This window comes from Nostocoides vanveenii (assembly GCF_039531165.1).
Taxonomy (GTDB): domain Bacteria; phylum Actinomycetota; class Actinomycetes; order Actinomycetales; family Dermatophilaceae; genus Nostocoides_A; species Nostocoides_A vanveenii.
In genome coordinates this window covers 73,176-93,364 of record NZ_BAAAPN010000106.1, presented here as the reverse complement: position 1 = coordinate 93,364, position 20,189 = coordinate 73,176, and the positions used below count along the sequence as shown (strand labels likewise).

The following is a 20,189-nucleotide window of genomic DNA, read 5'->3' as shown; positions in this document are numbered from 1 at the left end:
TCGACCACGCCCACCAAACCGACGCTGTCACCGCCACCGCGTAACATCAACCCCACGAAACCTGAACCAAGGCCCGCGCGTTTACACCGGAATCTGGACGCCACCCTCGCCCGGGACATGCGCAAGATCTACACCGCGGCCACCGACCAGGCTGCCTGGGCCGCGTTCGAAGAGCTCGAGGAGAAGTGGGGCAAGACCTACCCCGCCATCGGTCGGCTGTGGCGGGCCGCGTGGGAAGAGTTCACGCCGTTCCTGGCCTACGACGTCGAGATCCGGCGGGTCCTGTTCTCCACCAACGCGATCGTTATCTTGAGCCAGCTTCAGGGTGTCGTTGATGTAGCCGATGGCCTGGATCGGTCCCCCATCGTGCGTGCTGGACGTGCTTATCTGCAGCCGTCCAGCAGGCATGGTCGTGGGAGGTTCGGTGTTCGTTGCTCGAGTGGTGGTGTCCGGCTCGCGGCGTGAGTCGTGGACGGTGGTCGGTGAGGACGGGCAGCTCGTGGAGCCGGCCGAGCGGTTCCTGTCGTTCTTGACCGATGCGGGACGGTCGCCGAACACGGTCAAGGCGTACGCCCATGACCTGAGGGACTGGTTCGCCTTCCTCGCCGGTCGTGCGCTGGACTGGGCCGCGGTGTCGGTCGAGGACGTCGCGGCGTTCGTGGCGTGGCTGCGGCTGCCACCTTCAGCGCGTGGCGCAGGGGTGGCGGTGCTGCCGCTGGGCGAGCATTGTTCGGCTGCGACGATCAACCGCAAGCTCGCGGCGGTCGGGTCGATGTACCAGCACGCGAGCCGGTCCGGGCTTGCGGTGCACGCCGCGTTGAGCGTGTGGCGCCCTGCGGGCCGGCGGGGCGGGGCTCGCGGGTTCCTGCACCACGTGAGCAAGTCCAGGCCGGTCGCCGCGCCGGTGGTGCGGGTCCGGGCTGGACGGCGCACACCGCGCACCCTCGACCGGCAGGAGGTCGAGGCGCTGATCGGGGCGTGCCAGCGGCGCCGGGACCGGCTGCTGCTCGAGGTGCTCGCGAGCACTGGGATGCGAGTCGGTGAGGCGCTCGGGCTGCGGCATGAGGACTGGGACGCGGCCGAGCGGCAGGTGCGGGTGATCGCCCGTGACAACGACAACCGGGCCCGCTCCAAATCGTTGGTCCCGCGGACGATCCCGGTCCCGGCCTCGCTGGTCCGGTGCTACGCCGACTACCTGATCGAGGAGTACGGCGAGCTCGACAGTGACTACGTCTTCGTCAATCTGTGGGGTGGGCGCGTCGGTTCACCGCTGAAGTACGCGGCGGTGTACGACTTGGTCCGGCGGCTGCGTGCCCGGACCGGGATCGACTTCGACCCGCACTGGCTGCGGCACACGTACGCGACCGGGCTGTTGCGCTCCGATGTGCCGGTCGAGGTCGTCTCCTCACTGCTGGGGCACGCGTCGGTGGCCACGACCTCGAGCACGTACGCGCACCTGACCGTGGCCGACACCCGGGCCGCGCTCACCCGTGCCGGTGTGCTGACCGAGGACGTGTCGTGACCTCGGCTATCGTGCTGCCGCTACGCACCGGCCGCGGCAGCGAGGCAGCGTGGACGGCTCGGGTCCGCACGGCGCTGCGGCCGGAGTTCGCGGCCGACCGGATCGTGGTCGGCGTGAACGACCCGGCCTACTCCGCGGGGCCATGCCTGGTCGAAGGCTGTCAGCGGCTGGCCCGCGGGCACGGGATGTGCGCCGGGCACCACCACCGGTGGGCCAAGGCGGGCCGGCCCGATGTGGACGAGTTCGTTGCGAGCACCGATCCGGGCTGGGCACGTCAGCGCCCGAACCGGGCCTGCCGGGTCGAGGCGTGCGGGTACGGGGTAGCACGAAAAGGTCTGTGCCAGTTACATGCTCAAGGGTGGGAACGTTCCGGGCGCCCCGACTTCGAGCAGTGGCTCGCCGCGGGGCCACCGCCGATCAAGGCGCCGGTCGCCGAGGCGTGCCACGTCCCGGGATGCTTGTTGTGGCCGCAAGCGGCCGGGCCGTTCTGTCACGCCCACCACAGCACGTGGCGCGCGAACGGGCGCCCGGACCCGGTGGTGTTCGCTCGTGAGTTCGCCGCGCTCCGGGTTCCCTCGGACCAGGTGATCGTCCTGGCCCGGCTGCCTGAGCCGCTGCGCTGGGAGCTGGCCTACGTCATCCAGTGTCGGCACGACGAGCGTGCCAGCCGGACACCTCCGGAGGTCGTAGGGCGCCTCGTGTCGTTCCTGCTCGAGGCCGACGTTCCCAGCCTGCGCGACGGGGACGAGCGGTCCTGGCGTAAGGCGTTCACCGCGTCCGGGCGACGCGACAGCAACGGCCGTGGCCTGCTCGTGTACGCCCATCAACGGGTCGCCGACCTCGCCGCCGGCAGCGGCTGGGTGGCCGAGTACCCGCGCGAGGTATGGCAGCTGCGCCGGCTCGGCTATCCCGGCAACCTCACCCTCGACTTCACCCGGATCGCCCAGCCGTGGCTGCGTGAGGCGACCAAACGGTGGACCCGGCAACGGCTGGCCACCGGTGTCGGGCTCGAGGCCGTCCGCCGCGGCCTGACCGCGGTGACCCGGCTCGCCGGCTACCTGCAGCAGGCACGGATCGACGCTCCGCAGGCGCTCACCCGGGTCGTGCTCGAGGGCTACTTGGCCGACCTTTCCACCGGCGTCCCAACCGCCCACCGACGCCAGGTCCACATCGGGCAGCTGCGCGGCTTCCTCGAGGCCGTCCGGCAGCGGGGCTGGGCGCCGCTGCACCCGACCGCGGCCCTGTTCACCGACGACAACCCGCCCCGCCCGCAGCGCGGGCCGCGCGCGGTGGCCGAGCATGTGATGGCCCAGCTCGAGGCGCCGACCGCGATCGCGGCCTGGTCCGACCCTGCCGGGGCGGTGATCACCCTGATCCTGATCCGCTGCGGGCTGCGCGTCGGCGACGCGACCAGGCTGTCCTACGACTGCCTGGTCACCGACCCCAAAGGCGCGCCCTACCTGCGCTACGTCAACCACAAGATGAACCGTGAGGCCCTCGTCCCCCTCGACGAGGAACTGCACACCCTGATTCGTGCCCAACAGGCACGCCTCACCGCCGAGGCCACCGCGCCGCCGGTGCTGTTCCCGCGGCCGACGAAGAACCCCGACCGGGCCATCCCGCTGAGCACCTCCACCTACCGGGCCGCGTTGTATCGGTGGCTCGAATCCCTCGACGTACGAGACGAACACGCCCATCGCGTGCACTTGACCCCGCACCAGTGGAGGCACACCCTGGGCACTCGACTGATCAACCGGGACGTGCCCCAAGAGGTCGTGCGCCGCATCCTGGACCACGACTCGTCACAGATGACGGCCCACTACGCCAGGCTGCACGACGACACCGTCCGCCGGCACTGGGACGCCGCCCGCAAGGTCGACATCACCGGCGCCGCCATCCCCAGCGAACCGGGCAGCCCGCTGGCCGACGCCGCCTGGACCGGTCACCGCCTCGCCGCCGCGACCCAGGCACTGCCCAACGGGCACTGCGCCCTGCCGATCCACAAGGCATGTCCCCACGCCAACGCGTGCCTGACCTGCCCGATGTTCCTGACCACCGCGACCCACCTGCCCGCTCACCGCGAGCACCGCGCCCAGGTCATCGAACTGATCACCCGCGCCGAGGCCCAAGGCCGGACCCGAGTGGCCCAGATGAACCAGGACGTGCTGAGCAACCTCGAGTCGATCATCACCGCGCTCGAACACCCCGAGGAGAACGATGAGAGCTGACAACAGCCGCCACCTCGCCAAGGCCGCCCGCTCCCGCGCGGAGCAGACCCGTCGCCGTGCCGTCAGCACCCTGCGGCACCTGGCCACCACCGAGCAGACCATCACGGTCAGCGTGCTCGCGCAGCGCGCCGGGGTATCCCGATCCTGGCTGTACACCCAGGCCGACCTGCTCGCCCAGATCCGCGCGGAACGCCCACGGCGGACGACAGTCCCTGCCGTGCCCGCCCGGCAGGCCGCCAGCGACAGCTCCCTCAGGCAACGCCTGCAACTCGCACACCAAAGGATCGGCGAACTGGAGGCCGACAACCAGCAACTGCGGCACGCCCTCGCCCAAGCCCTCGGCGACCAGCGCGCGCGACACGCCCGAGACCCACTCGAAAACCGCCCCTGACGACGAGCCCGGACACGCCCCCGAACACCCTCGTCCCGGACACGTCCAGCACGAAAAACCGCAGGTCAAGGCACCAGCCCGGCCAGTGGCTCAAGATAACCAACGAGAGCCTGAACGCGCGGTACCGGCGCGCGGTCACCGCCCGCGGGCACTTCCCCACCGAGCAGGCCGCGCTCAAGGTCCTCTACCTCGTGACCCGAGGGATGGACCCCAAGGGCACCGGTCAGGCACGATGGGCCATGCGCTGGAAGCCCGCACTCAACGCGTTCGCCGTCACCTTCGCCGACCGCATGCCGGCAGCCGAGAGCCTCTAGCAATGAACGTCAGAAACACCGTTCGTCGGACAGACCCCACAGGCGTCCTCGACGTCCCGGGCACACGCCAGAGTGTTTCCACGAGCGGTAGGCCCGCGCGCGGCGACCTGACTTGGGCCAATTTAGTGGCCCTTCACAATCGAGGGTGTAGTTGCTGTCTGAAGCCGCCGGTTTCGAGTAGGGATGGGAACGGTGCAGGGATAGGTGACAGCTGATCTGTGGTGCCATGGGGTGTCACAGGGAAGGATGTTCATCATGCCGGAGGCGTATCCGAAGGAGTTCCGTGACGATATCGTGCGGGTGGCTCAGCAGCGGGAGGAGGGGGTGACGGGGTCAAGCAGGTCGCGAAGGATTTCGGGATCTCGGAGTCGTGTCTGACGAACTGGATGACCCAGGCCGACCGGGACGCTGGCGTCAAGGCGGGGCCGGGTCGGGAGGAGCTGGGCGAGTTGCGGGATGCCAAGCGCCGGATCCGGTTGCTGGAGCAAGAGAACGAGGTGCTGCGCCGGGCAGCGGCGTATCTCTCGCAGGCGAATCTGCCCCCAAAATGATGTACCCGCTCGTCCGTGAGCTGGCCGCGCAGGACGCCCCGATCAGGGTGGCTGTGGCGGTGACGTGCCGGGTGCTGAATCGCTCGACAGCCCTACTACCGGTGGTTGGCTGATCCGGTGACCGATGCTGAATGGGCGGCGGCGCATCGGGCGCACGCGCTCTTCCTCGCCCACGAGGACGACCCGGAGTTCGGGTACCGGTTGCTGGCCGATGAAGCCCGCGACGCCGGCCAGGACTTGTGTGATCGGACCGCCTGGAAGGTGTGTTCGGAGCACGGCTGGTGGAGCGTGTTCGGCACCAAGCGCGGCAAGGAACGGTCGTCCTGGCCCCCCGGCCCATGACGATCTGGTCAAGCGCCAGTTCACCGCGCCGGGCCCGAACCAGTTGTGGCTGACCGATATCACCGAACAGTGGACCGCGGAAGGCAAGCTCTATCTGTGTGTGGTCAAGGATGTGTGGTCCGGCCGGATTGTCGGCTACTCGATCGGTGCGCGGATGCAGGCCAGGCTGGCCGTGCAAGCGCTGGAGAACGCGGTCGCCAACCGGGCCGCTGCCGGCCAGGACGTCGCGGGCTGCATCGTGCACTCCGACCGCGGTAGCCAGGTCCGGGCCAGGAAATACCTGCGGGCACTGACCCGGCACGGGCTCGTCGGGTCCATGGGGCAAGTCGGCTCAAGCGCTGACAATGCCGCCATGGAATGCTGGTTCGCCCTCTTGGAGAAGAACGTCCTCGACCGACATCGCTGGCGCACCCGCGACCAGCTACGCATCGCGATCGTCACCTGGACCGAACGCACCTACCACCGCCGGCGCCGGCAGATCCGCCTCGGGAAGTTGACGCCCATCGAGTTCGAGACCACTATGACCGAAACCGCCACACAGGCGGCCTAACCCAACATGTCACCTATCCGTGCAGCAGTCCCCGGTAGCGGCGGAGCGTGATCAACAAGACGGTGGGTCGCCAACCGAACGGTTCGTGCGCCAGCCGCCGGCTGACGGTGTCGCGTGGGCGCCCGTGACAACCGCACCGGTGACACCAGTCGTCCGGGTCGAGGACTCGGCAGGCGAGCACCGCACGGTCGGGCTGGAGGAACTGACCGGTGACCTGCAAGCCAAGGGTGTCCAGGCCGGTGAAGGTGGTCAGGTCCGGGGTCGTGAAGGTAGCGTCGAGCATGTCGAGGTCTTCCAGATGGACAGTGTGAGAACTTCCATCATCGGGAGACCTCGACCCTCAACCCGTCAGCGACGCGCTACCGCTTGCTACACCCTCGATTGGAAGAGCCAATTTAGTGTGCAGGGGTTAGCGGCTCTTGGGACCTGGGTGAAGGGACGGCACCCGCAACAGGTTGATCACATGGGCGTCCTCGACGTCCCGGGCACACGCCAGAGTGTTTCCACGAGCGGTAGGCCCGGGGCTGTCCGTCGCGCTGGCCTGTCCGTCGCGCTGGGGAGCAGCGTGGGTTTGAACGCGTGGGTGCAGATGGTCTCTTAGTGGGGGTCGAGTTCACGGGTCGGGCGCAGTAACGTTCCCCGGCAGATGGCGGTTCATTTCGGTGCGGAGTCTCCGCATCTTTGTCAAGGGCCATCTGGAACTGAACGGTGGCGGTCTTGAAACCTGAACGGTGGCGGTCACGAGAACTGTACGGTGGCGGCCATGGGATCTGCCCATGGGGGCTGGGCCGCCACCGGCCGGGACGGTCAGGTCAAGGGGCTCACCCCTTGACCTGCCAGTGCTTGGGTGAGGCGGACGGAGTCGCCGCTGGTCTGGCAGATGTGGGCGTGGTGGAGGAGCCGGTCGACGGTGGCGGTGGCCAGGGTCTTGGGCATGAGTTCGTCGAATCCGGAGGGGTGCAGGTTGGAGGAGATCGCGATGGAGCGTTTCTCGTAGGCGGCGTCGACGAGCCGGTAGAGGCCTTCGGCGGCGTCGGCGGCGACCGGGAGCAGCCCGATGTCGTCGACGACCACGACGTCTGCTCGCAGGACTCGGTCCTGAGTCGTGCCACTGGTGTGGGCCGGAGTTGACCCTATTGCGTTGACCTGCGTCTTGGCTCGGCGGTCGGGGCGGTTCGGGTTACTAAGAATGGGGTGCTGGGTAGCCTTCGGGTATGGCTTCGCGGTTCGTGCGCAAGGTGCGGACCGCGTCCGGGGCGGTCGCTGTGCAGGTGGTGAGCAAGACCGGTGGCGTGGTCGTCGGGGTGGAGCATGTCGGCTCGGCGCACACCGACGCCGAGCTGGCGCTGCTGCTGCGCGCGGCGCGGGAGCGGCTGCTGCCCGGGCAGGGAGAGCTAGAGCTGGGGCCGGTGCCCGAGGTGCTGCCGGGCGTCGATGAGGTCGCTGACTGGACACGCCCCGCAAGCGGGCGGCTCGAGCTCGAGGAGGGCGAGAGCCCGAGGGTGCGGGCGGGCCGCCCGGTCTCGGTGGCCGGTGGCGGGAAGGTGGTCGGGACGGCGTCGTTGACGCTGTGGGGCGTCCTGGCCGCGGCGTACGAGCGGCTCGGGTTCGAGGTCCTCGGCGACGAGGCGTTCAGGTCGCTGGTGCTGGCCCGGGTGGTCGAGCCGACGTCCAAGGCCGACACCGCGCGGGTGCTCGCCGACATCGGTGTGCCGGCGCCGTCGCTGCGGACGATCTTTCGCGCCCTGGGGCGCACGATCGGACGGGATTATCGGGATCGGTTGGCCAGGGCGTGCCTGGCGCACTCGGCACGCACCAGCGGCCCGGCGGCCCTGGTGCTCTATGACTGCACCACGCTGTACTTCGAGACCGACACCGAGGACGACCTGCGCAAGGTCGGGATGAGCAAGGAACGCCGGGTCGACCCTCAAGTGCAGGTCGGGCTGCTGGTCGACCCCAGCGGGTTCCCCCTCGAGGTGCACCTGTTCGAAGGCAACACCGCCGAGACCAAGACCCTGATCCCGGTGCTGGAGGCGTTCCAGGCCCGGCACGGGGTCACCGACATGGTCGTCGTCGCCGATGCCGGGATGCTCTCAGCGGGGAACCTGAACGCCCTCGAGGACGCCGGGTTCTCCTTTATCGTCGGCTCTCGGATCAGCAAGGCCCCCTACGACCTGGCCGCCCACTTCGAACGTCACGGAGACTACTTCGCCGACGGTCAGATCCTGGAGTCGAGCCGGGTGATGGGCACCGGCACGGCAGCGCGCACCCGCAGGGTGGTGTACCAGTACTCCTTCAAGCGGTACAAGCGGGACAACAGGTCGATCAACGCGATGGTCGAACGGGCCGAGAAGGTCGCCGCCGGCACCCGGCCGGTCAAGAAGGACCGGTTCGTGCGAATCAACGGCGCCGACAAGGACGTCAACTGGGCCCTGGTCGAGCGCGCCCGCCAGCTCGCCGGCCTGAAGGGGTACGTCTCGAACATCGCCCCCGACGTGATGTCCGGCGCCCAGGTGATCAGCGCCTACCACGACCTGTGGCACGTCGAGAAGAGCTTCCGGATGGCCAAGAGCGACCTGCGGGCCCGCCCGATGTTCCATCACCAGAAGGACTCGATCGAGGCGCACCTGACCATCGTCTTCGCCGCCCTCGCGGTCAGCCGCTACCTCCAGGACGTCACCGGCCTCTCGATCAAGAAGCTCATCAACACCCTGCGTCCAATCCGCTCGGCCACCATCGCCCTCGGCGACCACAGACTCACCCTCGAACCCGAGATCCCCCCAGAAGTCAAAGAACTCCTGGACACCATCGCTAAATCGGGACACTAAACCAACTGGCACGACTCAGGTCGGGCGATGGCCTTGGTGACGGTGTCGTCGGCACGATGCCTGCGAAGGAGGACGCCGAGGTCCTCCAGGGTGAACCAGGCGACCTTCAAACCCTGCTCGACGGCGTGTTGGCCGAGTGCTTCGAGCAGGAACGTCTTCCCGGTCCCCGACGGCCCGCACACCACGAGGTTCTCCCGCCGGTGCACCCATTCCAGGGTGCGTAGCGCCTGCTGGGTCGGGGGCGGGATGGAGGACGCGCCGGGCTGCCAGGCCTGGAATGTCTTCCCGGTCGGGAACCCGGCTGCGGCTCGTCTGGTGGCCAGTGCGGAGCGTTCCCGGCCGGCGACCTCCTCGGCGAAGAGGGCCTTGAGGACTTCTGCTGGTTCCCAGCGCTGGGCCTTGGCGGTCGCCACGATCTCGGGTGCGTGGCGGCGGATGTGCGGTAGCCGCAGCGGCGGCGAGTGCAGCAGCGCGGTGGCCGGCGCAGCAGGTCCTCCAGGTCCGGCGGCAGCGGCGGCGCGGACACCGAGGTGGTAGCCCTCGTCGTCGTCATCGGTTCATCTCGTTCTGGTCCTGCTGGCCGAGTCGTGCCCAGGAGCCGGTGCCTTGGGTCAGTGGGGAGTTTCACCGGCCCGATGCTCACCGGCAGCTGGTCGGCTCGCGTGGTGGTCGAGGATCGAGGACAGGTCGGCCTTGGCGAACCGGCCGTGGACGGCGGCGTGTCCGAGTGCCCAGTCGACCTCGACGGGGTCGAACAGCTTGGCCAACGCCAGTGCCTCGGTCATCTTGACCCGCATCCGACTGGTGCCTGCGGCGGTGGCCTCGACCAGCCACAGCCGGGCTCCTTCGCCCAGGTCGAGGAACTCCGCCTCGGCCGGGTTCTTGGCTCGTGGTCGACGCTCCAGCGGCCCTTCGGGCTGGGGCGGGAAGTGGTCGTCGTCGATCCTCGGGCTACCGGGCGTGGCCCGTGCGTGGCGAGCAACCTCGGCCGGCCCGTCCTCGCCGACGTGGACGACGATCACCTGCTCGCCCGCGCCGACGCCATGGGTCCGCACCCACACCGTGGCACCGAGCAGCTGGTGCGGGACGGAGTACTGGCCGGACTCGAACGTGATCATCGGCGTGTTCGCCGGGACTTGGCGCGTGGTGCCGAACGCGACCGTGTGCGGCACCATGGCGACCGGGTGCAGCCGAAGGCGTTCCTCGGCGAGCATCTCGACCGGCGGCCGCTTCGTCAGCCGATGTGGGCGGGTGTTGACCTTCTCGCAGAACGCCAGGCAGGCTGCCTCGAGCTCGACGAACGAGCCGTACTCCTCGAGCAGGTTGGTGTCCTTCGGGACGAGATCGGCCTTGCTGATCTTCACCGACGACTCGGTGCCGCCCTTCGATGCCGGATCAGCCGGGACGCAGGTAAGCACGGTGGCCGAGTAGTGCTCCGCGAAGCCGACGAGCTGCGGGTTGCGGACCGCGATCCCGGCGATGTGCTCAACCGTGACAGTCTTCTCGTTGTCGGTCAGCACGTAGGTCGGCACCCCGCCCAGTCGGCGGAACGTCTGGTCCAGGGCGGCGAACACGCTCGGCATGGTCTTGTCCCGCAGGGGGACTACGACTCGGAACCGGGACCAGGCGACCCAGGCGACGAACAGCACGGTCTTGACGCCGTCGATGACCGGCCCGTCGCCGTAGTCGTACTGCAGCCACATCCCGGGCTCGACCACCCACGGCCGGTGCACCCGGACCCGACCGGCCCGATAAGACCCCTTGACAGTCGCGACCGCGCGGCGGGTGGTGCGTTCCGAACCGGTGTACCCCAGTGCGACGAGCTTGTCGTGGGCGACGTCGGCGCGGACCTTGCCCTTGGACCGTTCGACCCACTCCTCGACCTTCGGCAAGTACTCTTCGATCAGCATCGGCCGCTGCACGGCCTGGACCAGCTCGCCGGCTGCAGCACGCCGCTCGACGTAGTGCTTCACCGTGTTCGGGGAACACCCGGCCAACTCGCCGGCATCACGCAACGACCCGGTCAGGTCGTAGGCATTCAAGATTTCCATGATCTCCTCAGCAGACTTCACTTCATCCCTTCCTCGGGGCGATGGGGCGCTTCAGCACCGCTCATCGCACCCGAGGAAGGGGCCTCAACCACGGACCGTGGCGAGGCAGACGACGTCGTGTCGGGCAGATCCCAAGACCGCCAACGTTCAGTTCTCATGTCCGCCAGCGTTCAACTCCGTGGCCGCCTGCGTTCAGTTTTTCGTGGCCGCCGACACATCTTCGAGCCTTCGTCGTCGGCGAAGGAAGGCTGGTGCTAGTGCGCTCCACCTTCTCGGTGACGGCGCGGGTGCCGCTCGACGACGATGCGTCCGAGATGGGGGACACCACGGTCATCGCGTGAGTCTTTTGGCCAAGGAGCGCCGCGATCGCATCCAGGCACGTGCCGCGGTTGACGGTTTGGACCACGCCATTCAAGTCAAGAGCGTGCGGACTGGCGCGATCACGTGTGCCACTTCTTCATCGTTCAATCCGGAGCCGCTTGGCAAAGCGAGGCCATTATCAAACATCCTTGCTCCCACGCCAGTGTCAAAGACGCGGTTTTGTGAGAAGACAGGCTGAAGGTGCATCGGTTTCCATAAGTGCCTTGCCTCAATTCCCATGTTCTCTAGTGACCGGATTACTTCCGGAGGTCCGACTCGAAAGTAGTGAGGATCGAGGACGATGCAACTCAGCCAGCAATTGTCGTCATCAACATAGCCGTCTGAGGACCCTAGAAAACTAAGGCCGTCAATTGTCCTGAAAGCGGCCTCATATGTTCTTCTGATAGATTGGCGGCGCCTGATCATTCCGTCCAACTCTCTAACTTGCCCAGTCCAAGTGCGCCAAGGACGTTGGACATTCGATAGTTGTAGCCGATTTCCGTGTGTTCATACCACCGGACGGGTTGCCGGGCCTGGCTCGCGAGATAGCGCGCGTGTTCGATGAGGTCTCCGTCGTCTGAGACCAGCATTCCACCGCCGGCGGTGGTCAGCACCTTGTTGCCGTTGAATGACAGCAATCCGGACTGACTGAACGATCCCGCAGCCCGCCCCCGGTGGCTGGCGCGTAAGGCCTCGGCTGCGTCCTCGTTCAGCGGGATCCCTCTGCCCTGGAGACCGGACAGCAATGCTGTGTAGTCGACGCACCGCCCGAAGGGTCCACGGACATGACCGCGGCGATGTCGGCTCCTTCGTCCACTAGGATGTCGAGGGCTTCGAGGAACAACTCCACGTCCAGATTGCCACCTTCGGGGCGCGAGTCTACGAAAACGGCCTCGGCGCCAGTGTAGCGGACCGCATTGGCAGAGGCAGCGAAGGTCATCGACGGCATGACGACGACCCGACCCGGACGAAAGCCGGCGTGAAGCAACGCCAGATGAAGGGCGGCAGTGCCTGAGGACAGCGCCAGCGCATGCGCCACACCGACACGAGCTGCGATCGCTTCCTCGATTCGTCGACCGACGGTCCAAGAAGCGTCACCCATCCGGACTGGAGCGCATCCATGACATAGTTCCGCTCCACCTCGGTGATATCGGCCTTGGAGAGAAAGATGCGCTCCGGAAGGGTTGGGCATAGTGCTTTCTAGGTCGTTCAACTGGGGCAAAGCTGTTTACCGCTGGTTCAGCTCGTTCATCGGCCGCTCGGCCCGCCTGATGTCACCTTGCCCGAGTTCGGAATGGTCGCGGGCGCACGACGCGGTGGCAACTGAGTGCGCAGCACATCACGGATGCGGTCGATGTCCACGTGATCGAAGAGGACATGCATCGGGTCGAGTCCTTGCACCGGCACTTGGGTGATCAGCGGGTGCACGCTCGCAGTCCGCGGCTCGCTGTCGCTGAAGAGGATCTCGTGCATCTTCTCTCCCGAGCGCAGGCCGGTAAACTCGATGTCCACAGACCTACCGGACTCTTCGATAAGTCGATTGGCGACATCCACGATCTTCACCGGCTCCCCCATGTCCAGCACCAGGGTCTCCCCCGCCCGGCCGATCGCGCCTGCCTGGAGGACCAGCTCACACGCCTCGGGGATGGTCATGAAGAAGCGCGTGACCTGCGGGTGGGTGACGGTCACCGGGCCGCCACGTTCAATCTGCTTCTGGAAGGCGAAGAGGACCGAACCTCGCGAGCCTAGGACGTTTCCAAACCGCACCGAGACGTAGGGTCGTTGGGTCTCCGCGGCGAACCACGAGGTCAAGCGCTCGGCGAGCAGCTTCGTCTGCCCGAGGACACAGCTGGGGTCAGCCGCTTTGTCGGTGCTAATGTTCACGAAGCGCTCGACGCCCACATTCGTCGCGCACTGCAGCACGTTGAGAGTGCCAACGACGTTGGTTTTCCACCCTTCGGCGGGGAACGCTTCCAGCATCGGCAAGTGTTTCAAGGCGGCTGCGTGGAAGACGACTTCGGGACGATGCTTGGCGAACACATCGCGGAGGGCAGCCGCATCCCTGATGTCGCAAAGGACGATGTCGTCTCGATCCAACAACCCGGAATTATATATGTTCAATTGGGTTGAGTGCAGCCCTGACTCATCCCGGTCAAGCAGGATCAGTCGTGCCGGCTCGAGAGCGTGCACCTGCTCAGCCAGTTCTGAGCCGATGGAGCCGCCCGCGCCGGTCACGAGCACGACCTTGCCCTTGACATACCCCGAGATGGCGGCGATGACCGTCTCCACCGGGCGTCGGCCGAGCAAATCGACAACGTTGAACTGGCGCAATTGGTCCAGCTGGACTTGACCGCCGATCATCTCCCGAACCGGCGGGACTACAACGAGCTCGAGCCCGGCGGCGCGGCACCGGTCGTTGAGGTCCGCCAGCATCGCCGGTTCCGCCTTGCTGATCGCCAGGACCACGCCTTCGGCTCCATGGGCTCGGGCGAGGTCGACGAGATCCAGGCCCGATCCGAGGACGCGATAACGTCCGACCCGCAGGAACCGGTTCCTGGGGTGGTCATCGATGAATCCGACAATGGAGTAGGGCGGATCCTCGGCGCGGTCAACGAGCAAGGCAACTTGGTGCCCGACATCCCCGGCGCCATAGATAAGGACTGGGGTGGCTGGCGGCTGGTCGGCGCGCCGCCGCCGATCGCGCATGGACCGGAACACCCACCGTCCGGATGCCATGACGAGGAACGCCATGGCCGGCACCAGCCACATGATGCCAAGGGAAAAACGCCGACCCTCCGGCAACGCGAGTTCGCCCAGCGCAAGCACGAACAGCCCGAGCACGGCCGCGACGCCCGCCACGAGGAGCCCCAGCGTTGTGACCTCGTCATAGCTGCCCACCCGGCTGCGTCCAAGGTAAAGGTGGGTGCGGAAGCCCACCATGACCTGAAGGAACGCGGCACACCCGACGTACCCCAAGGCCAGGCCCCAGCGCTCGCCCGACAAGTCGAAGTCATAACGCACAGTGGAGAACGCCAGGAGGGACAAGCCCCACGACGCGACGTCCCAGCCGACCATGGCGGATCGGCGTGCATAGGTGGATGAACGGGGCGACATACGCCTCTCCCCTGAAAGTTCGAACGGACCCGCCCATGTTACTCGGGGTTATAGGGTCGGATTGTCGTCTTTTCGGGCGACGCACACGGCCGCTGGGCCGTCGACGCACGCGCGGTCGGACGTTGGATAGCCTGAGCGGCAGTGGCGCGGAGATCGCGTCGAATACCGCCCGAAGGAGTAGCGGCACACGATGGCCAAGATCATCTACACCCTGACCGATGAAGCACCACTGCTGGCGACTTACTCGTTCCTCCCCGTGATCGAGGCGTTCGCGTCGACGGCCGGCGTCGAGGTAGAGACCCGCGACATCTCACTGGCCGGGCGCATCGTCGCCGCCTTCTCGGACCTCCTTCCGGAGGCTCAGCGCGAGAACGATGCCTTGGCCGAGCTCGGTGATCTCGCCACCACCCCCGAGGCGAACATCATCAAGCTGCCGAATATCTCCGCGTCGGTGCCGCAGCTGAAGGCGGCTGTCAAGGAGCTCCAGGACAAGGGGATCTCCCTGCCGGACTACCCGGACGAGCCCCAGACCGACGAGGAGCGCGACGTCCGCGTCCGCTACGACAAGGTCAAGGGCAGCGCGGTCAACCCGGTGCTGCGCGAGGGCAATTCCGACCGACGGGCCCCGGCTTCGGTGAAGAACTACGCACGCAAACATCCCCACTCGATGGGTGCGTGGTCACCCGAGAGCAAGACCACCGTTGCGACGATGGGCGTCGACGACTTCCGCAGCAACGAGAAGTCCGTCGTCCTGCCGTCCGCTGACGTGCTGACCATCAAGCATGTCGCGGCCGACGGAACGGAGACGATCCTCAAGGACGGCCTGGCCGTTCTCGAAGGCGAAGTCGTCGACGGCACCTTCATCTCCGCAGCTGCCCTTGATTTCTTCCTCATCGAGCAGGTCCGGCAGGCGAAGGCGGACGACGTGCTCTTCTCGGTCCACCTCAAGGCGACGATGATGAAGGTCTCGGACCCCATCATCTTCGGCCATGTGGTGCGCGCCTTCTTCGCGGACGTCTACGCAGCGCACGGCGACCAGCTGATGGATGCCGGACTGGACGGGACCAATGGGCTCGCCGCCGTCCTGGCCGGCCTGGATTCCTTGGAGACCGGCGCCGAGATCAAGGCTGCTTTCGACAAGGCACTCGCCGACGGCCCTCGACTAGCAATGGTCAACTCCGACAAGGGCATCACCAACTTGCACGTCCCCAGCGATGTCATCGTCGACGCCTCCATGCCGGCAATGATCCGTACCTCTGGCCACATGTGGGGCCCGGACGGCAACGAGGCGGACACTCGCGCGGTCATCCCCGACAGCTCGTATGCCGGCATCTACCAAGCCGTCATCGAGGACTGCAAGGCTCACGGCGCCTACGACCCCACGACCATGGGATCGGTCCCTAATGTCGGCCTCATGGCACAGAAAGCGGAGGAGTACGGCAGCCACGACAAGACCTTCGAGATCAACGCGCCGGGCGTCGTGCAGGTTGTCAATCAGGCCGGCGAGGTGCTCATGGAGCACGCAGTCGAGACGGGTGACATCTGGCGGGCGTGCCAGACCAAGGACGCCCCCATTCAGGACTGGGTCAAGCTCGCCGTCACCCGGGCCCGCGCGACGGGAGACCCCGCCGTCTTCTGGCTCGACAAGGACCGCGCCCATGACGCCAACCTCATCGCCAAGGTCGAGCAGTACCTGCCTGAGCACGACACCCGCGGCCTGGATCTGCAGATCATGACTCCGGCTGACGCTGCCAGGTTCTCGGTCGAGCGGATTCGCAAGGGCGAGAACACAATCTCCGTGACCGGCAATGTCCTGCGCGACTACAACACCGACCTGTTCCCCATCCTCGAGCTGGGCACGAGCGCCAAGATGCTCTCCGTCGTCCCGCTGATGAATGGCGGTGGCCTCTTCGAGACCGGGGCCGGCGGCTCAGCGCCAAAGCATGTGCAACAACTCGTGGCCGAGAACTATCTGCGTTGGGACAGCCTCGGAGAGTTCCTCGCTCTCGCCGAGTCCTTCCGCCATCTGTCCGAAAGCGACGACAATGCGCGGGCCGGTCTGCTCGCAGAGACCCTGGACAAGGCCACCGGTCGATTGCTGGAGGAGAACAAGTCCCCGGCACGCAAGGTCGGACAGATCGACAACCGAGGGAGCCACTTCTACCTCGCGATGTATTGGGCCCAGGAACTCGCCAAGCAAACCGACGACCCGGAGTTGGCGGCCGCATTCACCTCGGTGGCTGAAGCCCTGACCGCGCAGGAGTCCGTCATCGACCAGGAACTGCTGAGCGTCCAGGGCTCGCCGGCCGATATCGGCGGCTACTACCGACCCGATCCCGCCAAGGCCTCTGCAGTCATGCGCCCGTCGACGACCTTCAATACGGTTCTCGCCAGCTTGGGCGGCAAACCCTGAGGGAACCATTGACAAACCCCTGCATGCATCTCCGTGACTGACCACGCCGGCAAATGGGCGATAAGCTCGGATATGGCGTGGGTCGACCACCAAAACGAGGTCTTGGCTGTCGATTTGCGCCCTCCGTACTCACAGCTTCCGTGGCGGATGTCGGGGGCCGCCGCGTGGATCTGGCATGAGATCGCCGCCGGAGTGACCACAGACGAACTCATTCGAACGAGCCGAGCCCCAGGGTGATCCTCGGGTCGCTCCCGACATTCGGCGGTTTATCGCGGAATTGGCCAGCAGGGGGTTGATCGTGCCCCAAAAGCCCGCCACTCAGACGCACTCACGCACCCTGAAGGGGTAGGCGGCCCCTTGTCGGACTCGCCTTCGGACGCCGAGCGCCGCCAGGATGAACTCAGTCCAGCCGGCGCGACCGCGCGCTCGGGCGGATCCGCCGTGCCGGCAAAGGGGTGCGAGCCTTGAGCCGGCACGCACAGCAGCGGCGACGTTGACGGTCAGCGCGCTCCGCAGGCCGAGATCGTGTCGGCGTCGACGGAGGCGGTGGTCATGCCTACGGCGTTGTTGACCGTGTCCGCGAGGGTGAAGTCCAGGCTCACGTAGGTGGCCTTCTCGTTCGCAGTATTGATGTAGAACGTCGCCTGCTTCGACTTGCCGACTTGCCGTTGCCTCCGGCAAGGACGGCTTCGACCGGGTCGGGCACATGGCGGCCAATGGTTACGGGATCCACTCCCCCGGCGGCTACTCCCTGACCGCGGTCCTCATCGCCGAGGCCGTCCTCACCGCCATGTTCCTCTATGTCATCCTCGGACCGACCTCCGGGCCTGTCCCCATGGGTTTCGCGCCCATCGCGATCGGCTTCGCGATGACACTGATCCACCTCATCTCGATCCCGATCAGCAACACGCCGGTCAACCCGCCCCGCTCGACCGCGGTGGCCGTCTTCAACGGTGACGGAGCGCCCACCCAGTTGTGGCTGTTCTGGGCCGCCCCGATCCTCGGTGCCATCATCGCGAGCGCCACCTATGCCCTCGTCTCCGGCGACGATGTCGACAACGCCGGGGAGGTCACGCGCTCTCCGCGTGACCGGCTGGCTGCCTGATCCCGGCACCCTTCACGAACAGTGGCCCGTCGGCATCGCCGGCGGGCCCCTGTCGCCTTCCACAACCCCTCAACGCGCGGGGACGCCTCGCACGATCACCTCGTCGGGGACATCCCGCACGACCACCGCCCCGGCGCCAACGGTTGCTCGAACGCCCACGGCGAGCCCCTGCAGGATCGTTGCAGACGCACCGACCAGGCTCGCGTCGCCGAGAGTCACCTCGCCCGAGACCACGGCGCCCGGCAAGACGGTGCTGTAGTCGCCCAGCACCACGTCGTGGCCGATGGTCGCATTCGCGCAGAGCACGACGCTCTTGCCGAGCCGGATATTCGTCGAGGTGCGCACCCCCGCACACACCAGCGCCCCCTGACTGAGATCGACCCGCCTGCCGAGGGTCGTGTCCGGGTGCACCAGAGCCGGCAGCTGCCACCCCGCCGTTGCGAGCCTTCCGGTCACGGACTGCCGGGTTCGGGCGTCGGCGAGCGCAACGACGACGGCCTGCGGCGAGCGACCGAGCGCGTGGTCGATGCCGCCGATGACCTGGTGGCCCAGATCCTCAACCCGTTGACGGTTGACGGGCGACGGGGCGTCGTCCAGAAACCCGGCGAGCCGCCACGTCAGGCCACTGTCGTTGACGGCGGACACGAGCGCTTCCACCTCGCGGCCGAGGCCACCTGCCCCAAAGATGTACAGATCTCTCATCGCTGCCCGATCCCCTCGAAGGGCGGCATCGTCGCGGCCCCGTCGGCCGAGATCCCCTGGCGCCGCATCACGAGCAGGATCGTCCGGGCCAGGATGCGCAGGTCCTCGAGCAGGCCCTGACGGTCGACATACTGCACATCGAGCGCGAACTTCTCCTCCCAGGTCAAGGCATTGCGTCCGCTCACTTGGGCCAGGCCTGTCAACCCTGGACGGACGTCGTGGCGACGCGCCTGCTCCGGCGTATAGAGGTCGAGATAGCTCATGAGCAGGGGGCGCGGGCCGACGAGGGAGACATCACCCTTGACGAGGTTGATCAAGGTCGGGAGTTCGTCGAGGCTGGTCGACCGAAGAAACGCACCCAGGGGCGTGATCCGCTCGGCATCGGTGGCCACCCGAGCGACATCGGTCAGGGAGGTGTCCTCGGTCGACGGATTGCGCATGGTGCGGAACTTCATCAGCTCGAAGGGCACCCCGTGCAGCCCCGGCCGCTGTTGACGAAAGAGCATCGGTGAGCCCATCGTGCGCCGGATTCGCCAGGCGATGACCGCCTGCACAGGCAAGGACGCAATCAGCGCAGGGACCCCGATGAGCAGGTCAAGCGCACGCTTGCCGCGATAGCCACTCGGCCGGTGTCCCGTCACCCGTCCGTCCCCGAGGCCGACGACGCCAACGTCCGCTCCAGCCCGGGGAGGGTCCGGAACCACGCCACGGTCTCGGCCAGGCCATCGCGCAGCGGGACGGCGTCCACACCCGGGAACAGCCGTCGCAGACTCGCATTCGCGGCCTGGGAGTGGGGGACATCGCCTGGGCGGGCTGGGCGGTGCACACGTTCGGCGTGGCTGCCGGTGATGGCCTCGAGTTCGGCGATCAGCGCCAGGAGAGAGGTATTGGTCCCGAAGGCGAGGTTCACGGGCTCGTCGTGGGCGACCCGCCGCTCGACCGCGTCGAGGAGCACACGGCATACGGTCCCCACATAGGTGAAGTCCCGTGACGTCGAGCCGTCCCCGTTGACGGTCAGCGGGTCACCGCCCAGGAGTTGGTCGATGAAGGTCGGGATGACTGCGGCGTAGACGTGGCCGGCGTGCTGCCTGGGGCCATAGACATTGAAGAAGCGGAAGGCGAGCGTGTCCATGCCGTATGACGTCTGGTAGGCGAGCGTGTACTGCTCGGCAGCGAGCTTGGAGACGGCATAAGGGCTGAGCGGGCGCACCCACTCGCGCTCGTTTTTGGGCAGAGCCGGGTTGGCGCCATAGACCGAGGATGATGAGCTGAGCACCACGTGCCCCACGTCTGCTGCTCGCGCAGCCTCGAGAATTCGGAGCGTGCCCGTCGCGTTGGCCTCGTGGGTGGCCAACGGATCGGCGATGCTCCGCGGCACGCTGCCAAGAGCGGCGAGGTGCACGACCGAATCGATCCCAGCCATCGCCGCCGTCAGCGCGCCGGGGTCGAGGATCGACGCGTGGCAGAAAACCGCACCGTCCGGCACATTGTCGCCGCGACCGGTGGAGAGATCGTCCAGGATGACCACCTCGTGGCCGGCGGCCAGTGCGAGGTCGGCCAGGTTGGAGCCGATGAAGCCGGCTCCGCCAGTGATCAGCAGACGCATCGAGAATCCCGAGAGCAGTATGACGAGGGGCGACCGGTCGTGAGGTCGCGGGGAAGTGTACTGGCGAGCCGGTCCCCGCCCGCTAGACGTCTTTTCGGGTGACACGCCGCGG

Annotated in this window: 13 protein-coding genes and 5 pseudogenes; 9 read left to right on the top strand and 9 right to left on the bottom strand. The window is 67.1% G+C overall.

Features of this window, described 5'->3' with window-relative positions:
* Window positions 1-24 precede the first annotated feature (24 nt).
* From ABD209_RS19085 to ABD209_RS19060, 6 genes and pseudogenes are all read left to right on the top strand, one after another.
* Window positions 25-465 (top strand): transposase, encoded by a 441-nt coding sequence (locus ABD209_RS19085; RefSeq protein ID WP_425564740.1) that lies wholly within the window; start codon window positions 25-27, stop codon window positions 463-465.
* Window positions 425-1,522: a tyrosine-type recombinase/integrase gene (locus ABD209_RS19080; RefSeq protein WP_344069476.1), complete on the top strand. Its 1,098-nt coding sequence runs from the start codon at window positions 425-427 to the stop codon at window positions 1,520-1,522. Before ABD209_RS19085 ends, ABD209_RS19080 begins: the two co-directional genes overlap by 41 nt.
* Window positions 1,519-3,750: a tyrosine-type recombinase/integrase gene (locus ABD209_RS19075; protein WP_344069473.1), complete on the top strand. Its 2,232-nt coding sequence runs from the start codon at window positions 1,519-1,521 to the stop codon at window positions 3,748-3,750. The genes ABD209_RS19080 and ABD209_RS19075 overlap by 4 nt, the downstream gene beginning before the upstream one ends.
* Window positions 3,740-4,141, top strand: coding sequence for a DUF6262 family protein (locus ABD209_RS19070; protein ID WP_048545813.1), 402 nt, complete (start codon window positions 3,740-3,742; stop codon window positions 4,139-4,141). The genes ABD209_RS19075 and ABD209_RS19070 overlap by 11 nt, the downstream gene beginning before the upstream one ends.
* Window positions 4,142-4,245: 104 nt before the next feature.
* A pseudogene (locus ABD209_RS19065) lies at window positions 4,246-4,455 on the top strand (transposase); the annotation flags it as partial.
* 255 nt (window positions 4,456-4,710) lie between these two features.
* Window positions 4,711-5,898, top strand: a pseudogene (locus ABD209_RS19060) (IS3 family transposase).
* Window positions 5,899-5,929: 31 nt separating this feature from the next.
* On the opposite strand, the pseudogene ABD209_RS19055 reads toward ABD209_RS19060, so the two are convergent.
* Window positions 5,930-6,181: pseudogene (locus tag ABD209_RS19055) on the bottom strand (ISL3 family transposase); the annotation flags it as partial.
* Between the two features lie 524 nt (window positions 6,182-6,705).
* The gene (locus ABD209_RS19050; RefSeq protein ID WP_344069491.1) at window positions 6,706-7,035 is read right to left on the bottom strand and encodes an ATP-binding protein; all 330 of its coding nucleotides are present in this window, start codon (window positions 7,033-7,035) and stop codon (window positions 6,706-6,708) included.
* A 77-nt stretch (window positions 7,036-7,112) separates the two neighbouring features.
* On the opposite strand from ABD209_RS19050, the gene ABD209_RS19045 reads away from it, so the two are divergent.
* The gene (locus ABD209_RS19045) at window positions 7,113-8,726 is read left to right on the top strand and encodes an IS1634 family transposase (protein ID WP_344069464.1); all 1,614 of its coding nucleotides are present in this window, start codon (window positions 7,113-7,115) and stop codon (window positions 8,724-8,726) included.
* On the opposite strand, the gene ABD209_RS19040 is transcribed toward ABD209_RS19045, so the two are convergent.
* The 4 genes and pseudogenes from ABD209_RS19040 to ABD209_RS19025 form a co-directional block, all read right to left on the bottom strand.
* Window positions 8,723-9,178: an ATP-binding protein gene (locus ABD209_RS19040; RefSeq protein ID WP_425564739.1), complete on the bottom strand. Its 456-nt coding sequence runs from the start codon at window positions 9,176-9,178 to the stop codon at window positions 8,723-8,725. The genes ABD209_RS19045 and ABD209_RS19040 overlap by 4 nt on opposite strands.
* Before the next feature lie 97 nt (window positions 9,179-9,275).
* A pseudogene (istA, locus tag ABD209_RS19035) lies at window positions 9,276-10,798 on the bottom strand (IS21 family transposase).
* 390 nt (window positions 10,799-11,188) lie between these two features.
* Window positions 11,189-12,239: pseudogene (locus ABD209_RS19030) on the bottom strand (DegT/DnrJ/EryC1/StrS family aminotransferase).
* A 146-nt stretch (window positions 12,240-12,385) separates the two neighbouring features.
* Window positions 12,386-14,251 carry a polysaccharide biosynthesis protein gene (locus ABD209_RS19025; protein ID WP_344069455.1) on the bottom strand — a complete coding sequence of 622 codons (1,866 nt, stop codon included), beginning with the start codon at window positions 14,249-14,251 and terminating at the stop codon, window positions 12,386-12,388.
* Between the two features lie 190 nt (window positions 14,252-14,441).
* On the opposite strand from ABD209_RS19025, the gene ABD209_RS19020 reads away from it, so the two are divergent.
* Both ABD209_RS19020 and ABD209_RS19015 read left to right on the top strand, forming a co-directional pair.
* Complete coding sequence (locus ABD209_RS19020; RefSeq protein ID WP_344069452.1) at window positions 14,442-16,664, top strand: NADP-dependent isocitrate dehydrogenase; 2,223 nt, start codon at window positions 14,442-14,444, stop codon at window positions 16,662-16,664.
* Between the two features lie 706 nt (window positions 16,665-17,370).
* Window positions 17,371-17,769 (top strand): aquaporin, encoded by a 399-nt coding sequence (locus ABD209_RS19015; protein ID WP_344069449.1) that lies wholly within the window; start codon window positions 17,371-17,373, stop codon window positions 17,767-17,769.
* A gap of 69 nt (window positions 17,770-17,838) precedes the next feature.
* Here the strand turns inward: ABD209_RS19015 and ABD209_RS19010 are convergent, their stop codons facing one another.
* Genes ABD209_RS19010 through ABD209_RS19000 form a run of 3 tightly spaced genes read right to left on the bottom strand, consistent with a single transcriptional unit; the run spans window position 17,839 to window position 20,077 of the window.
* Window positions 17,839-18,471, bottom strand: a complete 633-nt coding sequence (locus tag ABD209_RS19010; protein WP_344069446.1) for a NeuD/PglB/VioB family sugar acetyltransferase — start codon at window positions 18,469-18,471, stop codon at window positions 17,839-17,841.
* Window positions 18,468-19,112 carry a sugar transferase gene (locus ABD209_RS19005; RefSeq protein ID WP_344069443.1) on the bottom strand — a complete coding sequence of 215 codons (645 nt, stop codon included), beginning with the start codon at window positions 19,110-19,112 and terminating at the stop codon, window positions 18,468-18,470. Before ABD209_RS19005 ends, ABD209_RS19010 begins: the two co-directional genes overlap by 4 nt.
* Entirely contained in the window at window positions 19,109-20,077 is a 969-nt protein-coding gene (locus tag ABD209_RS19000; protein WP_344069440.1) for an NAD-dependent epimerase/dehydratase family protein, read from the bottom strand. The genes ABD209_RS19005 and ABD209_RS19000 overlap by 4 nt, the downstream gene beginning before the upstream one ends.
* Window positions 20,078-20,189: the final 112 nt, after the last annotated feature.

Excerpts from the sequence above, each read along its gene's own strand:
- ABD209_RS19070 (WP_048545813.1), top strand. The coding sequence starts at position 3,740 with ATGAGAGCTGACAACAGCCGCCACCTCGCCAAGGCCGCCCGCTCCCGC.
- ABD209_RS19045 (WP_344069464.1), top strand. The coding sequence starts at position 7,113 with ATGGCTTCGCGGTTCGTGCGCAAGGTGCGGACCGCGTCCGGGGCGGTC.
- ABD209_RS19025 (WP_344069455.1), bottom strand. The coding sequence starts at position 14,251 with ATGTCGCCCCGTTCATCCACCTATGCACGCCGATCCGCCATGGTCGGC.
- ABD209_RS19020 (WP_344069452.1), top strand. The coding sequence starts at position 14,442 with ATGGCCAAGATCATCTACACCCTGACCGATGAAGCACCACTGCTGGCG.
- ABD209_RS19015 (WP_344069449.1), top strand. The coding sequence starts at position 17,371 with ATGGCGGCCAATGGTTACGGGATCCACTCCCCCGGCGGCTACTCCCTG.
- ABD209_RS19010 (WP_344069446.1), bottom strand. The coding sequence starts at position 18,471 with ATGAGAGATCTGTACATCTTTGGGGCAGGTGGCCTCGGCCGCGAGGTG.
- ABD209_RS19000 (WP_344069440.1), bottom strand. The coding sequence starts at position 20,077 with ATGCGTCTGCTGATCACTGGCGGAGCCGGCTTCATCGGCTCCAACCTG.